Raw genomic sequence first — 24,156 nt, 5'->3', positions numbered from 1 at the left:
ACGCAGGAAAATGGCCCGGACCATGAGGCCGGGCCAGTGCGAGGGTCGGAGCTTGCGAGTGCAGCTCAATCGTCGACGCCATAGCGATGCAAATCGTTGCCGCAGGTGTCGAGCCATTTCTTGGCGCGCTCGACCGAGGAACAGATCTTGCCGCAGACCTTCCAGAACCGCGCCGAGTGGTTCATCTCGATGAGATGTGCGACCTCGTGCGCCGCCAGATAGTCGAGCACGAAGGGCGGCGCGAGGATCAGCCGCCACGAGAACGACAGCGAGCCGGCCGAGGTGCACGACCCCCAGCGGCTCGACTGGTCGCGGATCGACAGCCGCTTCACCTTGACGCCGAGCTGCTCGGCATAGGCGTCGGCCGCCTTCTGCAGGTCGCGGCGCGCTTCGCGCTTGAGGAAGTCGAGCACACGGCGCTCGGTGTGCTCGATCGCGCCGGCCACGCAGAGGATTTTCTCGCCGCTGTCCCGCGTCTCGCTCCACACCGTGCCGCGTTCGCCAGCGCGATGCACGATCTTGTGCGGCACGCCGCGCAACGGCACCAAGGTGCCCGGCAGGAATGGCGCCGCCTTCGGCAGACGGCCGAGACGCGCGGCGATCCAAGCGCCGTGACGCTGCGCAAAGTCCTTCGCCTCGATGATGGTGCCGCGCGGCGGCATCGTCAGGATCGCTTCGCGATCCGACGGATGAATTCTCAGGGTATAACGTCGCGCACGACGGTGACGCCGCAATCTAATCGAGTAGATTTGCGAGCCGTGCTTGACGAGGAGACGCGATGGTTCGGCGGGCCGCCGATAGAGTAGCGCGCGAGTGGCCATTTCTGTCAGTCCGGGGGGTAAGAGCTCGCCCGGATTTTGCCATATCCAGCGCCAGGGAAAGCGCTCGGCGCAAAAACAAATCATTTGCCCAACATACAGGGGCTCGGCGGGTTCTGCACCCTAGGCGTTGGGGCTCCAGCGCGCGCCAAAGAATGAAGCTTGATTCAGAAGCGTCGCTCAAGTAGCGACGCCACATTCACTGCTTGAGTCAGTCTGGAATCCAGGTTTTCAACGTCTCTTCAAAGAGTTACCGCGCAGCCGGATTCGGATGCGCAGTGAACGCCGTCTTCGCTCATTCGGCCGCAATCGAGAGCAGCGACTTGGGATCCGCCGCCGACAGCATGAAATCGTTGATGCGCGGCACGATCTCCGACTTGAATCGCGATCCGTTGAACACGCCGTAATGTCCGACGCCCGGTTGCACGTAGTGAACCCGGCGATGATCCGGGATCGACGAGCACAGTCCATGCGTCGCTTCGGTCTGGCCGAGACCGGAGATGTCGTCCTTCTCACCTTCGACCGTCATCAGGGCGACGCGCGTGATCTTCGACGGCTCCACGAGCGTGCCGCGATGGGTCATCTCGCCCTTCGGCAGCGCGTGCTTGATGAACACCGTCTCCACCGTCTGCAAATAATATTCCGCAGCGAGGTCCATGACGGCGAGATACTCGTCGTAGAAGTCGCGATGCTTGTCGACCTGGTCGCCATCGCCCTTCACCAGATTGGCGAACAGCGCCTTGTGGGCGTCGACGTGGCGGTCGAGGTTCATGCTGATGAAGCCGTTCAGCTGCAGGAAGCCCGGATAGACGTCGCGCATGACGCCGGGATGCGGGAACGGCACCTTGGTGATGACGTGGTTGCGGAACCAGTCGATGCCGCGTTCCTGGGCCAAATTGTTGACGCCGGTCGGATTGCGGCGCGTATCGATCGGGCCGCCCATCAGGGTCATCGAAACAGGCGCGAATGGATCGCGCTCAGCCTCCATGACGGAGACCGCAGCGAGCACCGGCACCGCCGGCTGGCATACCGCCATCACGTGCATGTTGGTGCCGAGGAAGCGCAGCATCTCGATGACGTAATCGATGTAGTCGTCGAGATCGAAGCGGCCCTCGGCCAGTGGCACCATGCGGGCATCGGCCCAGTCGGTGATGTAGACCTCGTGGGTCGGCAGAAACGCCTCGACCGTGCCGCGCAGCAACGTCGCGTAATGCCCGGACATCGGCGCCACGATCAGCAGCCGCGGCTGCGGGCTGCGCAGCGGGCGGATGTGCTTGCGGTCGAAATGGAGCAGCCGGCAGAACGGCTTTTCCCAGATGACGCGGACCTCGACCGGCGTCTTGACGCCGTTGACCTCGGTCTCGTCGAGGCCCCATTCGGGCTTGCCGTAGCGGCGCGTGGTGCGCTCGAACAGCTCGCAGGCCGCCGCGATCGACTTGCCCATTTCGGTGTGCGCCCAGGGATTGAGCGGGTTCTGAAACAGGATCTTGGTGGCATCCGTGACGGCGCGCGCCGGATTGAGCGAGGCATGCGCCATCTCGTACATCCAGTACATCGGCGTCGTCAGGACCGGACTGCCTTCCGACGCCAGGGGCGGTGCACCGCCAAACTCACCAATCGGCATTCTCGTTCAACCCTCTCTGCAGCGCAGCATACTGCCGAATGCGTAATTAAGCGTCAATGCGGTGTGTTACGAGTTGGTGCCTCAAAGTGGCGAAATGAGCCCGAAAATCCACGGGAAAGCGCAATTATTCCCCCGACGACAGCAGCGAGCCGGCGCGGCGCGCGCTGCGCAAAAGGGCAATGAATGCTGCAAACGACGCCAGCAGCAGGGCGGCATTGAGCCCGAACGCCGTCAGCATCAGGTCCGAGCGGAAGACCTGATCGCTCAGCAGCGCGCGCATCCCCTCGAACACGTAGGTCGGCGGCAGCGACCAGGCCACCCACTGCAGCCAATGCGGCAGCACCTGCACCGGATAGTAAACGCAGGCCAGCGGCATCAGCGCGAACATCAGCGTCCAGACGATGCTCTCGGCGCCGAGCCCATTGCGCAGCACCAGGCCCGACACGAAGATGCCGACCGCCCAGGAGGTGAAGATCAGGTTGCAGAAGAACGCGATCAGCGGCAGGCCGAGGCTGTAGAAGTTGAAATCGAAGAACCAGACCGCGATCAGGGTCATCGGAATGATGCCGATGGCAAGCCGGATCAGGCTCATCGTCATCAGCGCCAGCAGGAACTCGAGCGGCGTCAGCGGGCTCATCATCAGGTTGCCGATGTTGCGCGCCCACATCTCCTCCAGGAAGGAGATCGAGAAGCCGAGCTGGCCGCGGAACAGGATGTCCCAGAGGATGACCGCGCCGATCAGCGTGCCGCCGGCGCGGGCGAAGAACCCGGCATTGCTGGCGATGTAGGTCTGCAGGAAGCCCCAGGTGATGATCTGCAAGGTCGGCCAGTACATCAGCTCCAGCAGCCGCGGCCACGACGACAGCAGCAGATACCAGTAGCGCAGGACCATCGCGCCGATGCGGTGCGGGGCGATCGCCAAGGACAGGTCGTTCATTGTGCCGCCTCCCGGTCGCGGCCGCGGGCGACGTCGAGGAACACCTCTTCGAGCGTCGAGCGGTTGTAGCGCGCCATGATCTGCGCGGGACTGTCGTCGTCCTCGATGCGGCCGCGCTTCATGATCACGACGCGGTCGCACAAACGTTCGACCTCGAGCATGTTGTGCGAGGCGAGCAGGATGGTGGCGCCGCGGCGCTGGCGGTAGCGCTCGAGATGGCCGCGCACCCAATCGGCGGTGTCCGGATCGAGCGAGGCCGTCGGTTCATCCAACAGCAGCAGCTCGGGATCGTTGATCAGCGCCTTGGCCAGCGCCACGCGCGTCTTCTGCCCGGCCGAGAGCTTGCCGTTGGCGCGATCGATGAAATCGGTCAGGTCGAGCTGGGCGGCGAGTTCGGCGATGCGCTCCCTCAGATGATCGACGGCATAGAGCCGGCCGAAGATGGTGAGGTTCTGCCGCACCGTGAGCCGCATCGGCATGTCGACATAGGGGCTCTCGAAATTCATCCGCCCGAGCACCGCGGCGCTCTCGTCCGGCATCCTGTGACCGAGCACCTCGACCTCGCCCGAGGTCGGCTGCACCAGCCCCATGATCATCGCGATCGTCGTCGTCTTGCCGGCGCCGTTGCCGCCGAGCAGCCCGGTGATGCTGCCGCGGCGGATCGCAAACGAGATGCCGTCGACCGCGGCGGTCGCCTTGTAAATCTTGGTCAGGCGCGACACTGCGATCGCGGGCGACCCGGAGGGAGAAGCCGACGACGAGGTCGGCGCTGCGTCATCTTGCGTCATGGCGAGCGTTCATTGAGGCATTGTGCTGCAAATCGCAACAGGTCACCAACGGCCGGCCCGATTTGTCGCCGCGCCCCCGCGGCATTAAGTTCCTCACCATGACCGACGCCCTGATCATCGACACGCCCGACACGGACTATCGCCATCCGCGCCAGCGTGTCCGGCTCGACACCATCCTGCGGCTGCGCTGGCTGGCGGCCCTGGGACAGCTCAGCGCCATCTTCATCGTGGTGCAGGGGCTGGAGTTCGATCTGCCGGTCGTGCCCTGCCTCGCCGTGATCAGCGTGTCGGCGCTGCTGAACCTCGGCCTGCAGATCGCCTTCAACCCGATGCAGCTGCTGGAGCCGGCCCATGCCGGCGGCCTGCTCGCGCTCAACATCATCGAGTTGACGGTGCTGCTGTATCTCACCGGCGGGCTGGAAAACCCGTTCTCCTACATGTTCCTGGCGCCGGTGCTGATCTCCGCCACCGCCCTGCCGGTGCGCCACACCGTCACGCTCGGCCTGCTCGCCGTGACCTGCTCCACCGCGCTGTTCTTCATGCATCTGCCGCTGCCCTGGGAGGGCGAGGAACCGCTGATCTTTCCGCCGATCTACCTGTTCGGCGTCTGGCTCTCGATCACGCTCGCGATCGGCGTCACCAGCCTCTATGCGTTCCAGGTCACCGAGGAGGCACGCAAGCTGTCCGACGCGCTGGCGGCGACCGAGCTGGTGCTGGCGCGCGAGCAGCACCTCACCCAGCTCGACGGCCTCGCCGCGGCCGCGGCGCACGAACTCGGCACCCCGCTCGCGACCATCGTGCTGATCTCGCGCGAATTGGAGCGGGCGCTGCAGGACAACAGCCAGGTCACGTCCGACATCAAGACCTTGCGCGAGCAGGCGCAGCGCTGCCGCGACATTCTCGGCAAGATCACGCAGCTGTCGTCGACCGGATCGATGTTCGACCGGATGAAGCTGTCGACGCTGATCGAGGAGACCGTCGCGCCGCACCGCGACTTCGGCGTCGACATCAAGGTGCGCGTCGCAGTGACCGCAGCCAAGGAGCCAGTCGGCACCCGCAATCCCGCGATCCTCTACGGCGTCGGCAACATTCTGGAGAATGCGGTCGACTTCGCGCGCAATGCCGTCGAGGTGAACGCCTGGTGGAACAACGAGACGGTCGAGCTCGTGATCTCCGACGACGGCCCCGGCTTCGCGCCCGACATCCTCAAGCGAATCGGCGAGCCCTATCTGTCGCGCCGGCGCAGTGCCGAGGAGGCCCAGGGCGGCAGTGAGGGCGGCAACCAGGCCGGCGGCCTTGGCCTCGGCGTGTTCATCGCCCGCACCCTGCTGGAACGGACCGGCGCCAAGGTTTCGTTTTCCAACCGCACCTTCCCCGACCATGGCGCCGTGGTCCAGATCGCCTGGCCCCGGCGGCGCTTCGAAGCCAGCGAGGACGGCGCCGACGCAGACCCCCAATAGGCGCCGCGTCGTCGCTGGTATACGGGAACGGCCAGCCTTGCGCGGCGTCACGCCGCAGATTGCGGGCAGCCTGCGGCGCCGCCGCGATCTTGGCAGCGGCTCGCCGACGGACCATATGGTACCAAGACAGATCGTCTCGTTATCCCGAGCCTTCTTGAGGACATGACCGTGGGCGCCATCGCCGAACTGACGAACCACCCGGACCGCTCTCTTCTGATCGTCGAGGACGACAAGCCGTTTCTGGAACGGCTGTCGCGCGCGATGGAAACCCGCGGCTTCACCGTGACCTCCTGTGAGAGCGTGGCCGAGGGCATTTCCCAGATCGGCAAGGCTGCCCCGGCCTTCGCCGTGGTCGACCTCCGGCTCGGCGACGGTAACGGCCTCGACGTGGTGTCGGCGCTGAAGCGCAAGCGCCCCGAGGCCCGGGCCATCGTGTTGACCGGCTACGGCAACATCGCCACCGCCGTGACGGCTGTGAAGATGGGCGCGGTCGACTACCTCGCGAAACCTGCTGATGCCGACGACGTGATGGCCGCGCTGCTGGCGACCACCAGCGAGAAGTCCGAGCTGCCGCAGAACCCGATGTCGGCGGACCGCGTGCGCTGGGAGCACATCCAGCGCATCTACGAGATGTGCAACCGCAACGTCTCGGAAACGGCGCGGCGGCTGAACATGCACCGACGTACTTTGCAGCGCATCCTCGCCAAGCGCGCGCCGAAATAGCAAGCCCGCCGTGGGCTTTCCGTCAATGTGACTTCACGAACGCCTGCAGCGCGTGAAACACCGTGCGACGCTGGTTGCGGCTGCACCAGTTGCGCATCCAGCTGTCGAGCTCGGTCAGGTCGAGCTTGATCTGCCGGCCGTCATCGCCGCGCGCGGCGTTCACGGCCGAGACGTAGCCCATCATCCATTGCTGATATTTGGAGATGCTGTTGACGTAGGGGCCGTCGGCATTGCCGATCGCCTTGTAGGTACCTGGCGGCTGCTCCTCCGCCGCCGTGATGAACCGCTCGCAGGAATCGGCGCCGACGCCCAGCACGTAGAATGCCACCTCCTCCGCGCGGACTGCGGTCGCGAACAGCAGTGTCAACGCCAGCGTCAAAGCCGAGACCACCCGTCGCATCTGCCGTCCCTGTCTGCACCCCTGGGCTGGATAACGTTCAAGCCTTAAAATGTTACGACATGCTGGGCGCCATGCGGGGCAATTATCAGGCAGGCGCAGGAATTTGGCAGGAAGGCCGGACAAACCGGAAGCTGTCGCGCGCCGGCAACAGTCCGGATCGGGCGCGGGCCGTTTCCAGACCACGAGGCGCCACGATGCACGGTCCGGCGTCAGCTCTCCTCCGTCAGCCGGGAGAAGTCGGCCAGCACGGCGGCGACCAGCTCCCGGTGCCTGGTATCCTGTTCCGCGAGGCTTGCAGCATAGATGTTCAGGAGGTAGCGCGCCTTCGCGGCCGCTTCCGGCCACGATGCCGCCGGATTGGCGAGCAGTTGCTGCTCGATAACCGCCTGCCGCTCGCGCAGTTCCTGCGCATGACTTTCGGCTTCCGCCAACGCACGGCGCAGGTCCACGGCCTTCTGCTCGCTCATCCCGCGGCGCCGGTCGAGATCGAGCGGTTCGTCAGTCATCCGATGCACTCGCGTCGACGCGCTGCGCGTCTGCAAGATCGACCGAGCTGATGGAGACCATCTCCATGGCAGCCGCGCGCGAGCCGGCGACCGGCAACATCATCATCGTCGCAACCCGGCGGTAGGCCGCAAACGACAGGCCCTCGATCATCTCCTCGTCCGTGACCACCTCGTAGGTTCCTTCGGGCAAGAGACGCTCGATGCTCCTGATGCGGAACGGATGTCTGAAGGTGACGAATTCGCGCCGCGAGCGGAAGCTCATCTGCGCCTGCCTTTCGCAACGGCCTCTGCCGTCGCTGTCGTAAACTCGGAACTCATTGCAAGCATGCGCCTTACGATCGGCAATAGCCACCGCTTTCTCATCGGCACGCGCGATCAGCGGCGGACCTTCACGCACCGCGTCGCCGCGCTTTGGTGCTCGCTATTGCAGGAGCCAGGGTGTACCAATGCTGATCACCGCCATTCCGACGGCGCGCTAGGTTTCCGCGTGGCCCTGCGGGTCGATCAGCCGGTTGATCCGCTGCGCCGCTGCCAGCGCGAAGCGCACCGTCATCAGCTTGCGCGTCGGCGCCGGCAGTTTGTGCTCGGGCGCCTCGCAGTGGAGATGGGCGCCATAGGCATCGGCCACGATCAGGCCGGTGTCCCGCGGAAAGATCTCGCACGGCAGATCCTGCGTGAAGGCAAAGAACAGCCGGTCGCAATGCGCCCGGTAGTCCTCCCATTTGTGGTCGGCACGCAGATCTTCGACCGACGACTTAATCTCGACGATCCAGATCTCACCGCGCTCGTTGAGCGCCACCAGATCGGCACGCCGTCCCGATGGCAGCGGCAGTTCGCTGATGGTGGCGAAGCCGAGCGAGCGCAGCAGGCGCGAGGTGCCGCGCGCGATCGCCAACGCCGTCTCCGACTGGCGGCGGTCGACGGGAACGAGGCTGATCCGGGCGGCTGACGAGTCCATCAGCCACAGCATAGCCGATTCCGGCCCGCCGTCCCAAACCCGGCCATCGCGGAACCGGAACCCGATGCCGGCCTTCCGCTTATCAAGCGGCCGCCATCGGGGCGGCGCAAGGAGCGCGCCGTCCATGATCGACGATCTCTGGTACAAGAACGCGGTGTTCTACTGCCTATCGGTCGGCACCTACATGGATGCCGACGGCGACGGCATCGGTGATTTCAAGGGGCTGACGCGCCGGCTCGACTATCTCCACGGACTCGGTATCACCGCAATCTGGCTGATGCCTTTCCAGCCGTCGCCGCAGCGTGACGACGGTTATGACGTTGCCGATTATTATGGGGTCGACCCGCGCTACGGCACGCTCGGCGATTTCGTCCAGTTCACCCACGGCTGCAAGCAGCGCGGCATCCGCGTCATCATCGACCTCGTCGTCAACCACACCTCGGACCAGCATCCCTGGTTCGTCGAGGCGCGAAGCTCCAAGAGCTCGCGCTATCGGGACTGGTACGTGTGGGCGGACAAGAAGCCGGCCAACGCCGACACCGGCATGGTGTTTCCCGGCGTGCAGAAATCGACATGGACGCGCGACAAGCAGTCGGGCGCCTGGTACTTCCATCGCTTCTACGATTTCCAGCCCGACCTCAACACCTCCAATCCCGAGGTGCAGGCCGAGATCCTGAAGATCATGGGCTTCTGGATCCAGCTCGGCGTCTCCGGCTTCCGCATGGATGCGGTGCCGTTCGTGATCGCGACCAAGGGGCCGCAGGTCAAGAAGCCGGTCGAGCAGTACGACATGCTGAGGACGTTCCGCGAATTCCTGCAATGGCGGCGGGGCGAAGCGATCATCCTGGCCGAAGCCAACGTGCTGCCGGAAACCGACATGGAGTATTTCGGCGACGACGGCGACCGCATGCACATGATGTTCAACTTCCACGTCAATCAACACCTGTTCTATGCGCTGGCGGCGTCCGATACGCGCCCGCTCGCCAAGGCGCTGGAAGCGACCAAGCCGCGCCCGGCGTCGGCCCAATGGGGCCTGTTCCTGCGCAATCACGACGAGCTCGACCTCGGTCGCCTGACCAAGCCGCAGCGCGAGGCGGTGTTCGCAGCCTTCGGTCCGGACAAGAGCATGCAGCTCTATGATCGCGGCATCAGGCGGCGGCTGGCGCCGATGCTCGGCGGCGACCGCCGCCGCATCGAGCTCGCCTACAGCCTGATGTTCACGCTCCCCGGCACCCCGGTCATCCGCTATGGCGACGAGCTTGCGATGGGCGACGACCTCAGCCTGCCGGAGCGCAACTGCGCGCGCACGACGATGCAGTGGTCGACCGAGCCGCAGGGCGGCTTCACCAAGAGCGACACCTCGGCCTCGCCGGTGATCGGTCACGGCCCCTATGGCTATGATCACGTCAACGCCGCCAGGCAGCGGCGCGATCCGAATTCGATGCTGAACTGGACCGAGCGCGTCATCCGCATGCGCAAGGAGGTGCCCGAGATCGGCTGGGGCGACTTCGCCGTGATCGCCACCAAGGACCCCGCCGTGCTGATCATGCGCTACGACTGGCGCAACAATTCGGTGCTGTTCGTCCACAATCTCGACGAGAAGCCGCGCGAGATCACGTTCGATGCCGGCCTGCCGGACGACGCCGGCAAGCTGTTGATCAATCTGCTGTCGGAGGATCACAGCCATGCCGACGACCGCGGCCGCCATACGCTGGTGCTGGAACCCTACGGCTATCGCTGGTACCGCGTCGGCGGGCTGGACTATCTGCTCCGTCGCAGCGACATCGACACGGAGAGCCCGGTGAAGCGGAGAAGGAAGACGGCGCGACCCTCGCGGCGCAACTGAGACAGCCTTTGCGCCAGAGGCGATGAATCAGCCGTTCGGCTGAGCGTCTCGGTGGTGGACGAACTTGGTGAGGTCCGCCAGAGCTGCCATGGCCATGTCGCAGGAGGTGTCGACGAATTGCTCTCCGCGATTCGTCAAATTGATGACATTGCGCATGTCGGCCTGGAACTGGTATCTCGCCAAATCCAATCGACTTTGCGCAGCCGAAATGACATCGCGGGTGATCGCCGGCGACTGCGCGATCGCACCGAAGCCCGGCCATCCACGTCGTTCGGCATTCTCAGATTGTCATATGCGATGGCCCTGCGGGATGATGGGTCCCGGTCGGCGGACAAGGGCGCGTTGCGACGGCGTCCTTGCCCGCGACGACACCGGATGTGACGAACAGCGACATCTCCATTTCGACTCCGCTACGTCGCCCGCCCGATCACCACGCCCTCATTGCCGCGCAGATCGAGCGTGCCGGCGATGCGCTCATGATGGCGGTCGAGCGAGGTGGAGAGCAGGATTTCGCCGTTCAGGCCGCTTCCCGCGGTCGCGAGCGACACCGGTTCGCCGCCGAGATTGAGCGCGACCGTGATCACCTCGCCATCTCCGTCCCGGCGATACAGCAGCAGATCACCTTCCGTCGCGACCGGCCGATAGCTGCCGGTGACCAGCGCCCGATGCTGCTTCCGCAGCCGGATCAGCGCGCGGTAGAGATTGAGGATGGACCGCCGGTCGGCGCTCAGATTGACGACGTTCTCATGGGTGAAATCGTCCGCGATCGGCAGCCACGGCGATGCATGGGTGAAGCCGGCCTGGGGCAGCGCGCTCCATTGCATCGGGGTGCGGCAGCCGTCGCGGCCGACGCCGATGCCCGGCACGTTCTTCTCGAACGGATCGCACACCTGCTCCGGCGACACCGCGACCTGATGCATGGCGATCTCGTCGCCGTAATACAGCGTCGGCGTACCGCGCAGGGTGAGCAGCAGCATCGCCGCGACCCGCGCCTGCTCCGTCCCGACCCGGCTCGCCACCCGCGGCCGGTCGTGATTGCCGAGCACCCAGTTCGGCCAGGCGCCGGGCGGCAGCGCCGCGTCATAGTCGGCGATGATGGTCTCGATGTCGCGCGCATGCCAGGGCGCCGACAGCAGCGCGAAATTGAACGGCAGATGCGCGCCGGTCAGATCCTTGCCGTAATAGGTCATGAGCCGCTCCAGCGGCAGATAGATCTCGCCGATCAGCACGCGATCGTCGAACTCGTCGATCACGGCGCGCAACTCGGCCACGACCTCGTGCACCTCCGGCTGATCGGCGGAATAGCGCGGCAGCAGCTGCTCATGCGGCGGCCGTCCGGCGTGATGGTCCGGGTTGACGGGATTGTCGCGAAACGCGGCATCCTTGATCAGGTGCCAGATCACGTCGACGCGAAAGCCGTCGACGCCCTTGCGCAGCCAGAACCGCATCACGTTGGCGATCGCGGCGCGTACCGCCGGGTTGCGCCAGTTCAGGTCGGGCTGCTGCGCCAGGAAGGCGTGGTAATAGTACTGCCCGGCCTTCGAATCGAACGCCCAGGCGCTGCCGCCGAACTCCGACAGCCAGTTGTTGGGCGGGCCGCCGCCAGCGGCGGGATCGCGCCAGATGTACCAGTCGCGGCGCGGGTCGTCGCGCGACCGGCGCGCCTCTCGAAACCACGGATGCTGGTCGGAGGTGTGGTTCGGCACCAGATCGAGGATGACCTTGAGCCCGCCGTCATGCGCGGCCTTCACCAGCGCGTCGAAATCATCCATCGTCCCGAACAACGGATCAATGCCGGTGTAGTCGGCGATGTCGTAGCCGAAATCGGCCATCGGCGAGGTGAAGATCGGCGACAGCCAGATCGCATCGACGCCGAGCGTCAGAAGATGCGGCAGGCGATGGATGATGCCGGTGAGATCGCCGACGCCGTCGCCATCGCTGTCCTGGAACGAGCGCGGATAGATCTGGTAGAAAATCCCCTCGCGCCACCACGCGCCCTGCTCCGCCATCTCGACCGCTTTCCTGCCATTGTGCCGGCCCAACGCAGGAACCGGCGGCAAGTTCAGAAAGCCGCGACGCCAGGCTGCCCGGACGCGGGCGGCGGGCCCGGGGACATGATGTTTTTCGCTTGGCGCAGTGCGAAAAATCGGCATGCTGGCGCCATGACAGACGCAGACAACAGCAAGGCGAAGGCCGGCGCGATGATCGTGCCGGTGACGCCGTTCGAGCAGAACTGCACCATCCTGTGGTGTGAGGCGACCAGGAAGGCGATCGTGATCGACCCCGGCGGCGACGTGCCGAACATCCAGGCGGCGATCGCGAAGGCCAATGTCACCGTGGAGAAGATCTGGCTGACGCATGGCCATATCGATCATGTCGGCGGCGCAGCCGAGCTACGCGATGCGCTGAAGGTGCCGATCGAGGGGCCTGATATCGCCGACAAGTTCCTGCTCGACAATGTGGTCGCCAGCGGCGCGCGCTTCGGCATCACGGGCGTTCGCGACGTCACGCCGGACCGCTGGCTCAAGGAAGGCGACACCGTCGAGATCGGCGAGCTCAGCTTCGACATCCTGCATTGCCCGGGACACTCGCCGGGCAGCGTGGTGTTCTTCAACAAGCAGATGCGCTTCGCCCATGTCGGCGACGTGCTTTTCAACGGCTCGGTCGGCCGTACCGACCTGCCCGGCGGCAGCCACGAGACGCTGCTCCGCTCGATCAGGGACAAGCTGCTGCCGCTCGGCGACGACGTCGGCTTCATCTGCGGGCACGGCGCCGGCTCGAGCTTCGGCCAGGAGCGGATGACGAACCCGTTCCTCACCGGCATGGCCTGAGGCCCTGATCTGTTGGTCGACCGGGCAAAGGTCGATCACCTCTCCCCGACGGGGACAGGTGAAGGAGATCGCGGCGCGCGGCCCGATCCGCCACGCTCTGCGGCAACGTTCTACTTCAGGCCGGCCGCATGCAGGGCGCGATCGATGACGGCGGCGACGTCGATCACGCGGCGGCGCGGCTTCGGTGCCGGCGGTGAAGGGGCCGCGGCCGCCGGTTTCGCATCGGTGAAGGGCGTGTCGGCCGGCGTCATGTCGACCGCTTTCGCGACCGGGCGCTTCACCTCGACCGGCGTGTCGACCGATATTGCAGCGGCCATTTGCGGATCGAGCAGCGCACGCTCGATCGGTTTCGGCTCGGCTGCACGCGAAACGACCGGCGCCGGCTGAGCGGAAGCGAGCGGCTCGGCCGCCGGCTTGGGCGGCTTGTTCGGCGCCGCGACCGGCATCGGCCGAACCGGCTTTGCTCGTGCGGGCCTCGCCTGCGCCGGCTTGGCTGCCCTGGCGGGCGGCTCCGGCGCGGCGGCGACCTCTGCGGCCGGCTCCGGCCGCCGCAGCATCCGGGTCAGGGCCGGAAGCGCCGAGATCGGCGAGACCTCCGGGATCAGCTTCGTGCTCGGCGAGGTCACGGCCGGCTTCGGCTGGCGAATCCAGTCGGTGACGCCGAAGAATTTCGCGATGTGATAGGATGAGGAGATGCCGGCCTCGAGCAGGAACGGCCCGGCCTTGCCATAACGCTTGTCGTTGGCCGCGATCCCGAGCGGCGTGCCATGCGCCATGTTGGTGATGGTGAAGGACTCCACGACGGTCTCGCCGTCGGCATTCCACCATTGCTCATGCGGATAGCCGTCAACGTTGGCCGCCGCCATCGGCGCCAGCGGCAGATGATGCAGGTCGAGCCACTGCTTGACGATCTCGCCCGCATTGTCCGGATGCACCGTGTAGTCGGCAGTACCGTGCCACACCGACAGTTTCGGCCATTTGCCGCGATGGGCCGAGGCGCGGCGCACGAGATCGCCGAGTTCGCCCGCGGGCCGCGCCGGCGGCATCCGCATCTGCATGATGGCATCGCGCATCGAGCGCGCCGTACCGAACGGCAGGCCGGCGATGACGGCGCCGGCGGCAAACAGCTCCGGATGCGCCGCCAGCATCGCCATGGTCATCGCGCCGCCCGCCGACAGGCCGGTGATGAAGATGCGCCTGTGATCGATCGCGTAGTCGGCCACCATGCGCGCGATCATCTCGCGGATCGAGGCAACCTCGCCCTGGCCGCGCGTGATGTCCTCGGACTGAAACCAGTTGAAGCAGCGCTGCGGATTGTTGATTCGCTGCTGCTCCGGCAGCAGCAGCGCGAAGCCGAAATGCTTGGCGAGGGTCGACCAGCCGGCGCCGAGATCGTAGTCGGCGGCGCCCTGCCCGCAGCCATGCAGCACGACCACGAGCGGCAGCAGCGGCTGACGCTGCGCCGGCACATGGGCGAACATTTTCAGGCGGCCGGGATTGCTGCCGAAATTCTCGACCTCGATCAGCGGACATTCGGGCGCGGGACGCGGGGCGCGATGGAAGTCCGCGAATGCGTTCATACCGTTCAGCTCGCGCAGCCGTCGCAAATACTCAACATTTTCGGCGAGGGACAACGGCAGCTCCTTGGGCATTCACGTCTTCACAGTCACGGTCAGGCAGGCGAGGATCAATCCCACCATCACCCATATGGTTGCTGCAGTGCAAAAGAAAAGCATTCGGGGCCGCTAACGTCGTCAATTTGATCGCGAATTTCGTTCTTGCTGCGATTTAAATGTCACGCCATCGCGGCGCATCACGCGGGGCTCACCGACACGCGATCCGAACACGCCAGGCATCGCTGAGAAAGTGAGCAAAATTGACCACACATCTGTTCATGCGGATCGCTGCAACGATGACGACAGGATGACGCCCTTCGCAATCCGGTCGCGAATCGCACCAATCCGCTTCGAACTGTGCGCAGCGATCGACGATCAGTAAACAACAAATGGCAGGCATGCACTGCCGTCACATGGGCGCCAACATGATTGCCTCGCAACGAGGCGCCACGTAGCCTGATCGACGAGCAACAACGACATTCCGCTGCGAGAAACAAAATGGCGCGACTCAAATTCGGAGCCTTCCTCCCTCCGCATCATCCGATCGGCGAGCATCCGATGCTGCAATTCCGCCGCGACCTCGATCTCGTGTCGCAGCTCGACGAGCTCGGTTATGACGAGTTCTGGTGCGGCGAGCATCATTCGAGCGGCTGGGAGACGATCGCCTCGCCCGAAATGTTTCTCGCCGCCGCCGGCGAACGCACCAAGCGCATCAGGCTCGGCACCGGCGTGATCTCACTCCCGTACCATCATCCCTACAACGTCGCGCAGCGCATGGTGCAGCTCGACCACATGACCGGCGGCCGCGCCATCTTCGGCTCGGGCCCCGGCGCGCTCGCCTCCGATGCGCATACGCTCGGCATCGATCCGATGACGCAGCGCGACCGCCAGGACGAGGCGATCGCCATCATCCGCCGCCTGTTCAACGGCGAGCGCGTGACCGCAAAGAGCGACTGGTTCACGATGAACGACGCGGCGCTGCAGATCCTGCCGCTGCAGGAGGAGATGCCGTTCGTGGTGGCGTCGCAGATCTCACCGTCCGGCATGACGCTCGCGGGCAAATACGGCATCGGCATCATCTCGCTCGGCTCGATGTCGACGCAGGGGCTGATGGCTTTGCCGCAGCAATGGGAGTTCGCCGAGGACGCGGCGAAGAAGCACGGCACCACTGTGAGCCGCGCCGACTGGCGCGTGCTGCTGTCCTGGCACATCGCCGAGACGCGCGAGCAGGCGCGCCGCGAGGCCGGCGCCGGACTGATGCGCTGGCACAACGAATATATCGTCGGCACGCTCCAGCGTCCCGGCCTGCAGGCGTTCTCATCTCCGGATGAAGCCGTCGACAAGACCGCCTTCGTCGAGGGCGCGGCATCGACGATCGGCACGCCCGACGATCTCGTCAAGACGATCAAGAATCTGATTCAGGTGTCGGGCGGCGTCGGCCACATCATCGGCTTCGTGCACGACTGGGCCAATCCGGAGAATACGCGGCGCAGCTGGGACATGGTCGCGCGCTACGTCGTGCCGGAGATCAACGGCTACATCGACGGCCTGCGCCGCTCGCAGAAATTCGTCATCGAGAACCGCGCCATCTTCGAGCGCGCAGGCCAGGCCGTGATGGCCAAGATCATGGACAACGACAAGGCCGCCGCCGCGCTGTCGCAGACCGGACCAGGACGGATCGCGATTCCCGCGGTGAATGCGCCGGACCTGCAGGAGGCGGCGAAGCGGCGGGGATGAGTTGAGTATACGGGACTATGCCGGCTTCCATCGGTCGCAGGCCAATCGCACTTGAAATGCGCATAGCATACAGCTCGCCTTCCACCGTCCTTCGAGACGCCCGCCTCCGGCGGGCTCCTCAGGACGAGGGCGGTTGTCGGAGCGAGATCTCAACCCTCATGGTGAGGAGCGCCGCACGCGGCGCGTCTCGAACCATGAGGCCCGCGCCGGCAACGTAGATCGCGGGCATCGATTACGAACGCAGTATATCCGCGGCTGGACGCCGAGAGGCGTCTCTACCTCACCGCCGCGACCAGCCTCTCGCAGTCGGCGAGCGTCGCGATCTGCTTCAGAGTCTCGCGCAGCGCCGGCAGGTCGACCGGCTTCTGGAATTGCGGATGGACGACGAGCCCCAGCACGGTCGCGAGCCGCACGTGCTCCTCGCGTGTGCCGTCCTCGGCCCCGCTGATGAAGATCACCGGGGTGCGCGATTTCATCTCGTTGAGCAGCAGCAGGACGTCGGCCCCGCACCGCTCACCGAGCGACAGATCCAGCGTGATGCAGTCGAACGTCCGCTCGCGCAGCACCTCGGAGGCGGCCTCGACCGAGGCCACGCAGGTCGCCTCATAGCCGCACTGTACGGCGATCTTGCGCAGGATCGAGAGATGAACCTCGGCATCCTCGATCACCAGCAACTGATTGCTCATGCCCTTGCCCTCGTTGCCCGTTGGCCAGCCGTCAGGTCTGGACGTTGCTAGCTGGCGCCGATGGCCGCAAGGTAAAGATTTGGGTCCGTAGATTCACGGATTACAATCTCTATACGGAATACGACGTCGATTGCCCCGCGATGGTCCGGGCAGCGACTGGGTCTCCGCCTGGAGAATGGCCGGGTGCCAATCGACGACACCGGCGAAGATCGTGCTTCATCCACCCTTGTCGCCGATTCTCGAAAGCACCGCCGAATGTGTCCTGAACATGCGCAGCAGCGATCCGGCCAAGATCGAAACCAAACACGATGTCGGTTCGAGAGCCCGGGATCAGCGGCTGTTGCGCCACGCGTCCATCTCGCCCACGACCCTGTCGATATCCGCCCTGGTGTTGTAGATGTGCGGACAAAGTCGAAATTCATCGCCCGCGCCACCGCCACCGACGATCTTGTTGTCGAACAACCATTGCTCGAGCGGCGGCTTGCTGCCGCGGGGAGCGCTGACGCGGACGATACCCCATCGTCGATCCGGCGATGCGGGCGTGAGCAACTCCCAGGGCCGCTCCGGCGGCTGTCGGCCCGTTAGTTTGTCGACCAGGTAATTGCCGAGCTCTTGGACGCGCTGATAAGGATTGTAGGACCCCACGCCCAGGGCCAGCTCCCGCCACACGATTTGCGTCAACGCCAGCGTGATGATGTTCACGTCGTCGCGCTGGCCGAGCAATTCGAAGCGCAGCGCGGTGTTCGGAAGCTGTTCCGGAATTTCGATCTTGTAGTCGTAGGCGAAGATGCTCGGCGTGAAGTTCTGGACCTTGCTCGGATGCATATACAGGATGCCGGTCTCCTTCGGGCCGAGGAACCATTTGTGACAGCTCGATACGAAGCTGTGGCAAAGCGGCTCGTGCTCGAGATTGACCGGGCGAGCTCCCCAGACCATCGTGCCATCGACATGAACGTGGCAATGGTCAAAGCCAGCGGCGTGATCCCAGATCCTCTTCATCACCCTGTCGGGAATGCGAAAACCCTTTCCATTCGAGATCGCGGAGTAGGACACGAAGCGGGTGTTGACATCGATGTTGCGGATGAACGCATCAGCGATTTGGTCATCGCTCTCGCCGTACTGAAAATTCACCATCCTGATCTCGAACGGCGCCCCTCGCCGCCGCAATTCCCACGCTGCGAGGTTGGTCGGATGGTTCTCCGTCCACAGCACCACGTTCTCAGCCGGCTGTCCCGCTCTCCATCCGCGATAACCGCAATTGACCGCGTTGTTGGCCTCGCTGGCATTGCGCAGCAGCGCGACATCGTCTGGGCGGCCGACACCTAGTCCGGCGGCAATGAACGCGCGTGCCCGCTCCAATTGTTGAACGCGCAGTCCCCTGGCCATTCGCGTCTGCTGCGCGACGTTGTCGTTGTATTGCAGCCGCAGCATGTTCGCCGCATTGAGCAGCGCGGTGGGTTCCGGGCACAGATTGGCGGCATTCATCGGGAATGGCTCGCCCGTCTGCTGCGCGAAGCCGAACTGCCCCCTGAACGCGTTCCAGTACTCCTCGACCGGACGGTTGCGGTTTCGGATGACCTCCAGGAGCTGCTCGATCTCGTCGCTGAGATGCGCCAGCTCATCCTTCGTCAGGATCCCCGCCTCACAGACCGGATCGAACAGGGCATGGAGGGCCGTCTCGGCGGCCGGGGCGGAGCTGTAGTCGACGGCGTCGAACATGGGCTTCTCCTCATCGCTGGGAGGGAGCGGACGTCGAATGCGCGGAAGGCGCGTTGCCTCGCTGCGCGACCATTCGAAGTGGCGCGATTGCCAGGGCCGGCTTTCGGATCTGAGTGGTTGGCGCCGCCGGTCAGGTTGATCTCGCGGCGTTCTCTACGTGGGTCCAACTCAGTGAAGAAAGCCAATCTCGCATAAGTATGCCTATAGCCACAATACACTTTTGCGTTGCTGGCCCAGATAGTCACCAATCGGTAGATGGCGCCGCTAAAAATCGACGCCTTGGGGCACCGACATCGTGCGCGCGGCCGAGGACGCGCTGATGGAAGCATCGCCGATTCGCATGAGCACCGCCGAGTTCAAGGCGTTCATGACGGATGCCAAATGATCCGAGATCCAGACGTGTCACGCAAGCAGAGCACGGGTCGATCGCCGGCAACGTCCAGGATCGTCTGCGGACGCCGGTCGACGACTCGCCGGCATGTGATCGCGGTCCGATCTCCGCACCTTGACACTCTGGCGGCCACATGGCGGACATCAGCGATCGCGCGTCACGAGGATTTTCTTAACCCGGCCCTGCCATGCTCGTGGTTAATCGCACACGGCCTGCAAGAGCCGCTCGCGCGCGTGATGCGTCAGGCAGCCCGCCGTCTCGACCCGGCGGGCTTTTCCATGGGAAAGGTCGCCAATGTCACTCTCCTCCGCCAAGAACTACGCGCTGCGCGCCGAACGGTCGCAGGATCCCAAGGAGGCCGCCGACCTCCTGGCAAAGGCGATCCTGGAGCTGGCGGCCTCGATCGAGGCTACCGACGCCAAGGTGAAAAAGATCAACAAATCGGCCGGCTGAGGATCTGGGCGTTCGCGTCGGAACGCGCGGCGGCTTCTTGCGGCGAGGCTTGCTCGGCCCGACAGATGACCCGCTGATCCCCCTGCAAGCGATCGCCGATAGCGCGGCGTCGCTCGCCAGCGACAGCCGACAGCTGCCGGGACTGTCCGGCCGACGGGCAAATCGCTTTCAATAGAACGCCTTTGAGATTGCGAAACTCCGTCGCGCCGACCTGCCGACGACGGGTCGATCACCGCTCAACGCGCGCACCGAAAAACTCATTTCGCGAAGCGCCTCAATCACATCACCTCTGTCCAGTCCTCTCGGCAAAAATAATCCAATTTCTTTTTCACCGAAATCATGATCTTCTGTCGCCGTCCCGTTTCACAAGAGGGGCGCTTCGCGGTCGTCACGAACGTCGAGGCGGGATGCGGTGGGCGTGTCGATGTTGCAGCGTGGGGTGATCCTCACGCCGACGAACGGCATCGATGCGCACGGTCAAGTCGCGTGGTCCTGGCACCCCGATGCTGGTGTCCTGCGCAACGTGCGTGAGCGCGTTGTTGCACACGGTGGCCAACAAGCCCGGCGCACCGGGGAGATCGCGAAGCAGCCGTCAAAACCATCGCGCGGGGAATGCCGGGATGCCTCGGCTGAACCTGTGGTACCTGCCGCCTGCATTTCTTTTCGCAGGCGGGCCATGGGTGCGGCCAGCGCCCGGCATTCCCCGTGCCCTCTATCTGGAAGAGGGCGGAATATTCCATCCCTCGGGCGCAGCAACACGCCGCGAGATCGCGATTATTTGCACTGCAACACGATTGACGGAACACGAGACACCGGAGCGTATTGCATCAGGCCTGCAACCACCCAACAATGCAGGTCACGGTGTCTGCGGCACGCCGCGAACCGAAGCGAATTCGGATGCGATACACCGGCGTTCAGACGAGAGGAAACCCTGCGATGTCGATGCAGCAAGTGGTCTCTGACACGATCAGACTGACCTCGCCCCGGCGCAATTCCCTGACCCATATTCCCGGCGACGAAGGCTGGCCCATCATCGGCAAGACGTTCGAGGTGCTCGCCGATCCCAAAGGGCATGTCGAGCGCAATGCGAAGAAATATGGCCACGTCTATCGCAGCCACATGTTCGGCGACGTCAACGTGGTGCTGCTCGGACCGGAAGCCAACGAGCTGGTGCTGTTCGACCAGGCCAAGCTGTTCTCGTCGGCGCATGGCTGGGGCCACATCCTCAATCTGTTATTCCCGCGTGGCCTGATGCTGCTCGATTTCGAGGAGCACCGGATGCACCGCAAGGCGCTGTCGGTCGCCTTCAAGGCCGGGCCGATGAAGTCCTATCTCGCAGGCCTCGATCGCGGCATCGCCGCGCGCATCGCGCAGTGGAAGCAGCGTCCGGGCGAGATGCTGTTCTATCCGCAGATCAAGCAGCTCACGCTCGACCTCGCGGCGACGTCGTTCCTGGGCACCGAGATCGGCCCGGAGGTCGACGCCATCAACCGCGCCTTCATCGACATGGTCGCCGCCGCCGTGGCGCCGATCCGCAAGCCCTTGCCCGGCACGCAGATGGCGCGCGGCGTCAGAGGCCGCCAGCGCATCGTCGCCTATTTCTCCGTGCAGATTCCGCTGCGCCGCGCCAAGGGCGACGGCGACGACCTGTTCTCGCATCTGTGCCGCGCCACCGACGATCAGGGCGCGCTGCTGTCGACGCAGGACATCGTCGACCACATGAGCTTCCTGATGATGGCGGCGCACGACACGCTGACCTCGTCGCTGACCTCCTTCGTCGCCCAGCTCGCGGCGCATCCCGAATGGCAGCAGCGGCTGCGCGCGGAAGTCGAGAGCCTCGGCCTCGCCCCGGACCAGGCGATGAGCTCGGAGCATCTGGAGAAGATGAAGCTGACCGAGATGGCGTTCCAGGAGACCCTGCGGCTGATGCCGCCGGTGCCGTCGCTGCCGCGCCGCCCGGTCCGCGATTTCACCTTCAAAGGCTATGCGATCCCGGCCGGCACCGGCGTCGGCATCAATCCGATGTTCACCCATCACATGCCGGAGATCTGGCCCGAGCCCGAGCGGTTCGATCCGATGCGCTTCACCGACGAGGCCCAGCGCGGCCGCCACCGCTTCGCCTGGGTGCCGTTCGGCGGCGGCGCGCACATGTGTCTCGGCTTACACTTCGCCTACATGCAGGCGAAGTGTTTCGCGCGGCACTTCCTCAGCAACATCGAAGTCTCGTTCGCGCCCGGCTATCGGCCGGACTGGCAGGTCTGGCCGATCCCGAAGCCGCGCGACGGGCTGAAGGTGATGGTGAAGGCGGTGTGATGGGAGATGACGCTGGCGCGGTCCATCTGCGTGAGACCAGCGCATCGCGTCAAGGAGCACTCATCATTAGTTACTTGTCATGCCCGGGCTTGTTCCGCCTGCGCGGTCGAAGCCCGGCCATGACGGCGTGGAGACATCCGGGCAAATGTCGCAGTCCTCGTAGATCGTCAGCTGATGCCGAAAGACGCCGCCCCCTACTCCACCGCATCCCCGAGCAGCTTGCGCATCGCCTGATAGCCCTGCTGCTGCTGGCTCCAGTTGCGACCGCCGGTGATGGCGCCGTCGATGACGAGGTCGTGGCCGTTGATGAAGCCGGACTCGTCGCTGGCCAGGAACACTGCGGCATAGGCGATGTCGTCGGGCAGGCCTGCGCGTGGAATCGGCTGCGCGGTCGCGTAGGCGTTGCGGATCGTCTCCGGCGTCTTCTCGGCCGCCTCGGTCGACAGGCCCAGCGCCTTGCCGAAGATGCCGGTGGCGATCAGCCCCGGCGAGATCGAGTTGACGCGCACGCCGGATTCGCCGAGCTCCATCGCCACGCATTTCGTCAGATGGATCACGGCCGCCTTCGCCGTGCTGTACACCACCGAGGTGGAATAGCCCGCCAGCCGCCCGGCGATCGAGCCGTTATTGATGATGCTGCCGGCGCCCTGCCGCTTCATGTGAGGCGCGGCATATTTCATCCCCAGCATCACGCTGCGCACCAGCACCGCCATCGCCTGGTCGAAACGATCGGCATCGAGCCCTTCGATGCCGCCGGTCTGCGCCGGGCCGCCGGCATTGTTGAACAGGCAGTCGAGCCGACCATAGCGCGTGATAGCGAGATCGATCAGCGCGCGCATCTGCTCGTCGACGGTGACGTCCGTGCGGTGGAATATGCAGTTCGCGCCGAGCCGGTTTGCAAGGGCTTCGCCCTCGGCAGCCCGGCGCCCCGCGGCAATCACCGTCGCGCCTTCGGCGACGAAGATCTCCGCGGTTCGCAAGCCGATCCCGCTGGTCGCGCCGGTGATCACGGCCACCTTGCCATCAAGTCGTCCCATCCCCTGATCCTCTCCTTGCTCGTCTGCACGCTGCCAGTTCCTGACACGGAACCATCATCCCGTGCCGCGAATGCCAACACAAGCGAAGCTGCATCCATCTGCTGGACAAATTACCGCCACGTCGGCCTTAATTTCGTTGCGCGATTGAGGCTCATGGATGTCCATGACGCGACTCATCGACGACATCGACCGGATCTGGCGTGGCGAACTGCAGCCATCGCTGGCGTGGAGCTGCATCTTTGCGACGATGTGCCTGCTCGTCACCACTGCGGTCCGCTACGGCATGGCGCAGCTCCGGCCGGACGTGTTCTTCACGCCCTACACGGCGGCAGTGTTCTTCGCGACGGCGATGAGCGGATCGGCCATCGGGCTCGCCACCGCGATCCTCGGCGCCGCACTCGGCCTCATGATCGACTTCGGCGGCGGCCCGGTCGATGGGGCACGGCTGACGCTGATGCTGATGTATCTCGCGGTGTCGGCGCTGGTGATCTGGGGCGTCGATCACTATCGTTGCCTTGCCGGCAAGCAGCGCGCGGTCGCCAGGCGACTGATCGAGGAGGAGCAGTATCGCAAGCTGCTGGTCGACGAGTTGCATCACCGGTTGAAGAACAAGACCTCGACCATCCACGCGGTGCTGCACCAGGTGCTGCACGACCAGCCGCAGATCTGGAGCCGCATCGACCAGCGCATCCGCGCGCTCGCGACCGCCGACGATCTGATCGCGCGCGCCGAGGGACAGGGCTGCGACCTGAAGGATCTGCTGATGTCGGAGCTCGGGCCGTACGGCCATGTCCGCTTCGAGCTCAATGGCGATCCGCTGTTTCTGCCCGCCAAGCTCGCGGTCAGCCTCGCGCTGATCTTTCACGAGCTTGCCACCAATGCCGGAAAATACGGCGCCTTCGCCTCGCCGCGCGGCTTCCTCCAGGTGTCGTGGACGATGCAGGGCGACCGCCTCAGGCTGACCTGGGACGAGGCCGAGGGTCCGCCGATCGGTCAGACCGGCAAGCCCGGCTTCGGCACCAAGCTGCTCGCCGCCGCCCTGTCGTCGTTCGACGGCAGGACCGAGACCGCGTTTCTCGAGACCGGTATCCACTGCACCATGCAGTGTCGCGTCCCGCCGAGCTGAATCGCCCGCGCACCGCCGTCCTGGCCTACGACTTTCGCCGCATCTGCGTGGACAGGGTCTCGGAGCTGATTGAGAATCCGTTAATGACACCGCGCACGAAGCGCTGCTCTCTCCGCGACCGGCGAGCGCATTCCGTGTTTCTACGTGGCGGTTAACTAAAATGAAGCGGGAACTTTGCACAATCGGC

Annotated in this window: 22 protein-coding genes; 9 read left to right on the top strand and 13 right to left on the bottom strand. The window is 65.0% G+C overall.

The window, feature by feature from the left end:
- Nucleotides 1–65: 65 nt before the first annotated feature.
- The 4 genes from ACQR1B_RS01315 to ACQR1B_RS01300 all read right to left on the bottom strand — a co-directional run bounded on the left by ACQR1B_RS01315 (nt 66) and on the right by ACQR1B_RS01300 (nt 4,167).
- Nucleotides 66–905, bottom strand: a complete 840-nt coding sequence (locus ACQR1B_RS01315; protein ID WP_434832655.1) for a M48 family metallopeptidase — start codon at nt 903–905, stop codon at nt 66–68.
- 208 nt (nt 906–1,113) lie between these two features.
- The gene (locus tag ACQR1B_RS01310; protein ID WP_434832656.1) at nt 1,114–2,442 is read right to left on the bottom strand and encodes a polyhydroxyalkanoate depolymerase; all 1,329 of its coding nucleotides are present in this window, start codon (nt 2,440–2,442) and stop codon (nt 1,114–1,116) included.
- 124 nt (nt 2,443–2,566) lie between these two features.
- Complete coding sequence (locus ACQR1B_RS01305) at nt 2,567–3,379, bottom strand: ABC transporter permease (protein ID WP_434832657.1); 813 nt, start codon at nt 3,377–3,379, stop codon at nt 2,567–2,569.
- A complete protein-coding gene (locus ACQR1B_RS01300; protein ID WP_434832658.1) occupies nt 3,376–4,167 on the bottom strand; it encodes an ABC transporter ATP-binding protein in 792 nt (263 codons plus the stop codon). The genes ACQR1B_RS01305 and ACQR1B_RS01300 overlap by 4 nt, the downstream gene beginning before the upstream one ends.
- A 98-nt stretch (nt 4,168–4,265) precedes the next feature.
- Here ACQR1B_RS01300 and ACQR1B_RS01295 point away from each other — a divergent pair, with 98 nt between their 5' ends.
- Both ACQR1B_RS01295 and ACQR1B_RS01290 read left to right on the top strand, forming a co-directional pair.
- Nucleotides 4,266–5,627, top strand: coding sequence for an ActS/PrrB/RegB family redox-sensitive histidine kinase (locus ACQR1B_RS01295; RefSeq protein ID WP_434832659.1), 1,362 nt, complete (start codon nt 4,266–4,268; stop codon nt 5,625–5,627).
- A 168-nt stretch (nt 5,628–5,795) separates the two neighbouring features.
- Nucleotides 5,796–6,350 carry an ActR/PrrA/RegA family redox response regulator transcription factor gene (locus tag ACQR1B_RS01290; protein ID WP_434832660.1) on the top strand — a complete coding sequence of 185 codons (555 nt, stop codon included), beginning with the start codon at nt 5,796–5,798 and terminating at the stop codon, nt 6,348–6,350.
- A 22-nt stretch (nt 6,351–6,372) separates the two neighbouring features.
- Here the strand turns inward: ACQR1B_RS01290 and ACQR1B_RS01285 are convergent, their stop codons facing one another.
- The 4 genes from ACQR1B_RS01285 to ACQR1B_RS01270 form a co-directional block, all read right to left on the bottom strand.
- Nucleotides 6,373–6,750 (bottom strand): hypothetical protein, encoded by a 378-nt coding sequence (locus ACQR1B_RS01285; RefSeq protein WP_434832661.1) that lies wholly within the window; start codon nt 6,748–6,750, stop codon nt 6,373–6,375.
- A 209-nt stretch (nt 6,751–6,959) separates the two neighbouring features.
- Nucleotides 6,960–7,256, bottom strand: a complete 297-nt coding sequence (locus tag ACQR1B_RS01280; protein WP_434832662.1) for a hypothetical protein — start codon at nt 7,254–7,256, stop codon at nt 6,960–6,962.
- A complete protein-coding gene (locus tag ACQR1B_RS01275) occupies nt 7,249–7,518 on the bottom strand; it encodes a hypothetical protein (protein ID WP_434832663.1) in 270 nt (89 codons plus the stop codon). The genes ACQR1B_RS01280 and ACQR1B_RS01275 overlap by 8 nt, the downstream gene beginning before the upstream one ends.
- 213 nt (nt 7,519–7,731) lie before the next feature.
- Nucleotides 7,732–8,214 carry an MmcB family DNA repair protein gene (locus ACQR1B_RS01270; RefSeq protein WP_434832890.1) on the bottom strand — a complete coding sequence of 161 codons (483 nt, stop codon included), beginning with the start codon at nt 8,212–8,214 and terminating at the stop codon, nt 7,732–7,734.
- A gap of 124 nt (nt 8,215–8,338) precedes the next feature.
- Here ACQR1B_RS01270 and ACQR1B_RS01265 point away from each other — a divergent pair, with 124 nt between their 5' ends.
- Together ACQR1B_RS01265 and ACQR1B_RS01260 are read left to right on the top strand one after the other, a co-directional pair.
- Nucleotides 8,339–10,060, top strand: coding sequence for an alpha-amylase family protein (locus ACQR1B_RS01265; RefSeq protein ID WP_434832664.1), 1,722 nt, complete (start codon nt 8,339–8,341; stop codon nt 10,058–10,060).
- A 51-nt stretch (nt 10,061–10,111) separates the two neighbouring features.
- Complete coding sequence (locus ACQR1B_RS01260) at nt 10,112–10,441, top strand: hypothetical protein (protein WP_434832665.1); 330 nt, start codon at nt 10,112–10,114, stop codon at nt 10,439–10,441.
- Between the two features lie 29 nt (nt 10,442–10,470).
- Here ACQR1B_RS01260 and ACQR1B_RS01255 read toward each other — a convergent pair whose 3' ends face one another.
- Complete coding sequence (locus ACQR1B_RS01255) at nt 10,471–12,069, bottom strand: alpha-amylase family glycosyl hydrolase (protein WP_434832666.1); 1,599 nt, start codon at nt 12,067–12,069, stop codon at nt 10,471–10,473.
- Nucleotides 12,070–12,222: 153 nt separating this feature from the next.
- On the opposite strand from ACQR1B_RS01255, the gene ACQR1B_RS01250 reads away from it, so the two are divergent.
- On the top strand, nt 12,223–12,891 hold the full coding sequence (locus ACQR1B_RS01250; protein ID WP_434832667.1) for an MBL fold metallo-hydrolase: 669 nt from the start codon (nt 12,223–12,225) through the stop codon (nt 12,889–12,891).
- A 110-nt stretch (nt 12,892–13,001) separates the two neighbouring features.
- On the opposite strand, the gene ACQR1B_RS01245 is transcribed toward ACQR1B_RS01250, so the two are convergent.
- Nucleotides 13,002–14,543, bottom strand: coding sequence for an extracellular catalytic domain type 1 short-chain-length polyhydroxyalkanoate depolymerase (locus ACQR1B_RS01245; protein WP_434832668.1), 1,542 nt, complete (start codon nt 14,541–14,543; stop codon nt 13,002–13,004).
- A 462-nt stretch (nt 14,544–15,005) separates the two neighbouring features.
- Between ACQR1B_RS01245 and ACQR1B_RS01240 the strand changes: the two genes are divergently transcribed.
- Nucleotides 15,006–16,244: an LLM class flavin-dependent oxidoreductase gene (locus ACQR1B_RS01240; RefSeq protein WP_434832669.1), complete on the top strand. Its 1,239-nt coding sequence runs from the start codon at nt 15,006–15,008 to the stop codon at nt 16,242–16,244.
- Nucleotides 16,245–16,519: 275 nt separating this feature from the next.
- On the opposite strand, the gene ACQR1B_RS01235 is transcribed toward ACQR1B_RS01240, so the two are convergent.
- Together ACQR1B_RS01235 and ACQR1B_RS01230 are read right to left on the bottom strand one after the other, a co-directional pair.
- Nucleotides 16,520–16,930 carry a response regulator gene (locus ACQR1B_RS01235; protein ID WP_434832670.1) on the bottom strand — a complete coding sequence of 137 codons (411 nt, stop codon included), beginning with the start codon at nt 16,928–16,930 and terminating at the stop codon, nt 16,520–16,522.
- Between the two features lie 330 nt (nt 16,931–17,260).
- Entirely contained in the window at nt 17,261–18,649 is a 1,389-nt protein-coding gene (locus tag ACQR1B_RS01230; RefSeq protein ID WP_434832671.1) for an aminotransferase class V-fold PLP-dependent enzyme, read from the bottom strand.
- 685 nt (nt 18,650–19,334) lie between these two features.
- On the opposite strand from ACQR1B_RS01230, the gene ACQR1B_RS01225 reads away from it, so the two are divergent.
- Nucleotides 19,335–19,493, top strand: a complete 159-nt coding sequence (locus tag ACQR1B_RS01225) for a hypothetical protein (protein ID WP_011923716.1) — start codon at nt 19,335–19,337, stop codon at nt 19,491–19,493.
- Between the two features lie 936 nt (nt 19,494–20,429).
- Complete coding sequence (locus tag ACQR1B_RS01220; protein ID WP_434832672.1) at nt 20,430–21,806, top strand: cytochrome P450; 1,377 nt, start codon at nt 20,430–20,432, stop codon at nt 21,804–21,806.
- A 194-nt stretch (nt 21,807–22,000) separates the two neighbouring features.
- Here the strand turns inward: ACQR1B_RS01220 and ACQR1B_RS01215 are convergent, their stop codons facing one another.
- Complete coding sequence (locus ACQR1B_RS01215) at nt 22,001–22,843, bottom strand: SDR family NAD(P)-dependent oxidoreductase (RefSeq protein WP_434832673.1); 843 nt, start codon at nt 22,841–22,843, stop codon at nt 22,001–22,003.
- Between the two features lie 157 nt (nt 22,844–23,000).
- Here ACQR1B_RS01215 and ACQR1B_RS01210 point away from each other — a divergent pair, with 157 nt between their 5' ends.
- Nucleotides 23,001–23,969 carry a sensor histidine kinase gene (locus tag ACQR1B_RS01210; protein WP_434832674.1) on the top strand — a complete coding sequence of 323 codons (969 nt, stop codon included), beginning with the start codon at nt 23,001–23,003 and terminating at the stop codon, nt 23,967–23,969.
- Nucleotides 23,970–24,156: the final 187 nt, after the last annotated feature.

Origin of the sequence: Bradyrhizobium oligotrophicum (assembly GCF_051168495.1) — a bacterium.
GTDB lineage: Bacteria > Pseudomonadota > Alphaproteobacteria > Rhizobiales > Xanthobacteraceae > Bradyrhizobium > Bradyrhizobium oligotrophicum_A.
Note: the sequence above shows the minus strand (reverse complement) of the source record. Positions and strands in the feature narration are given on the sequence as shown.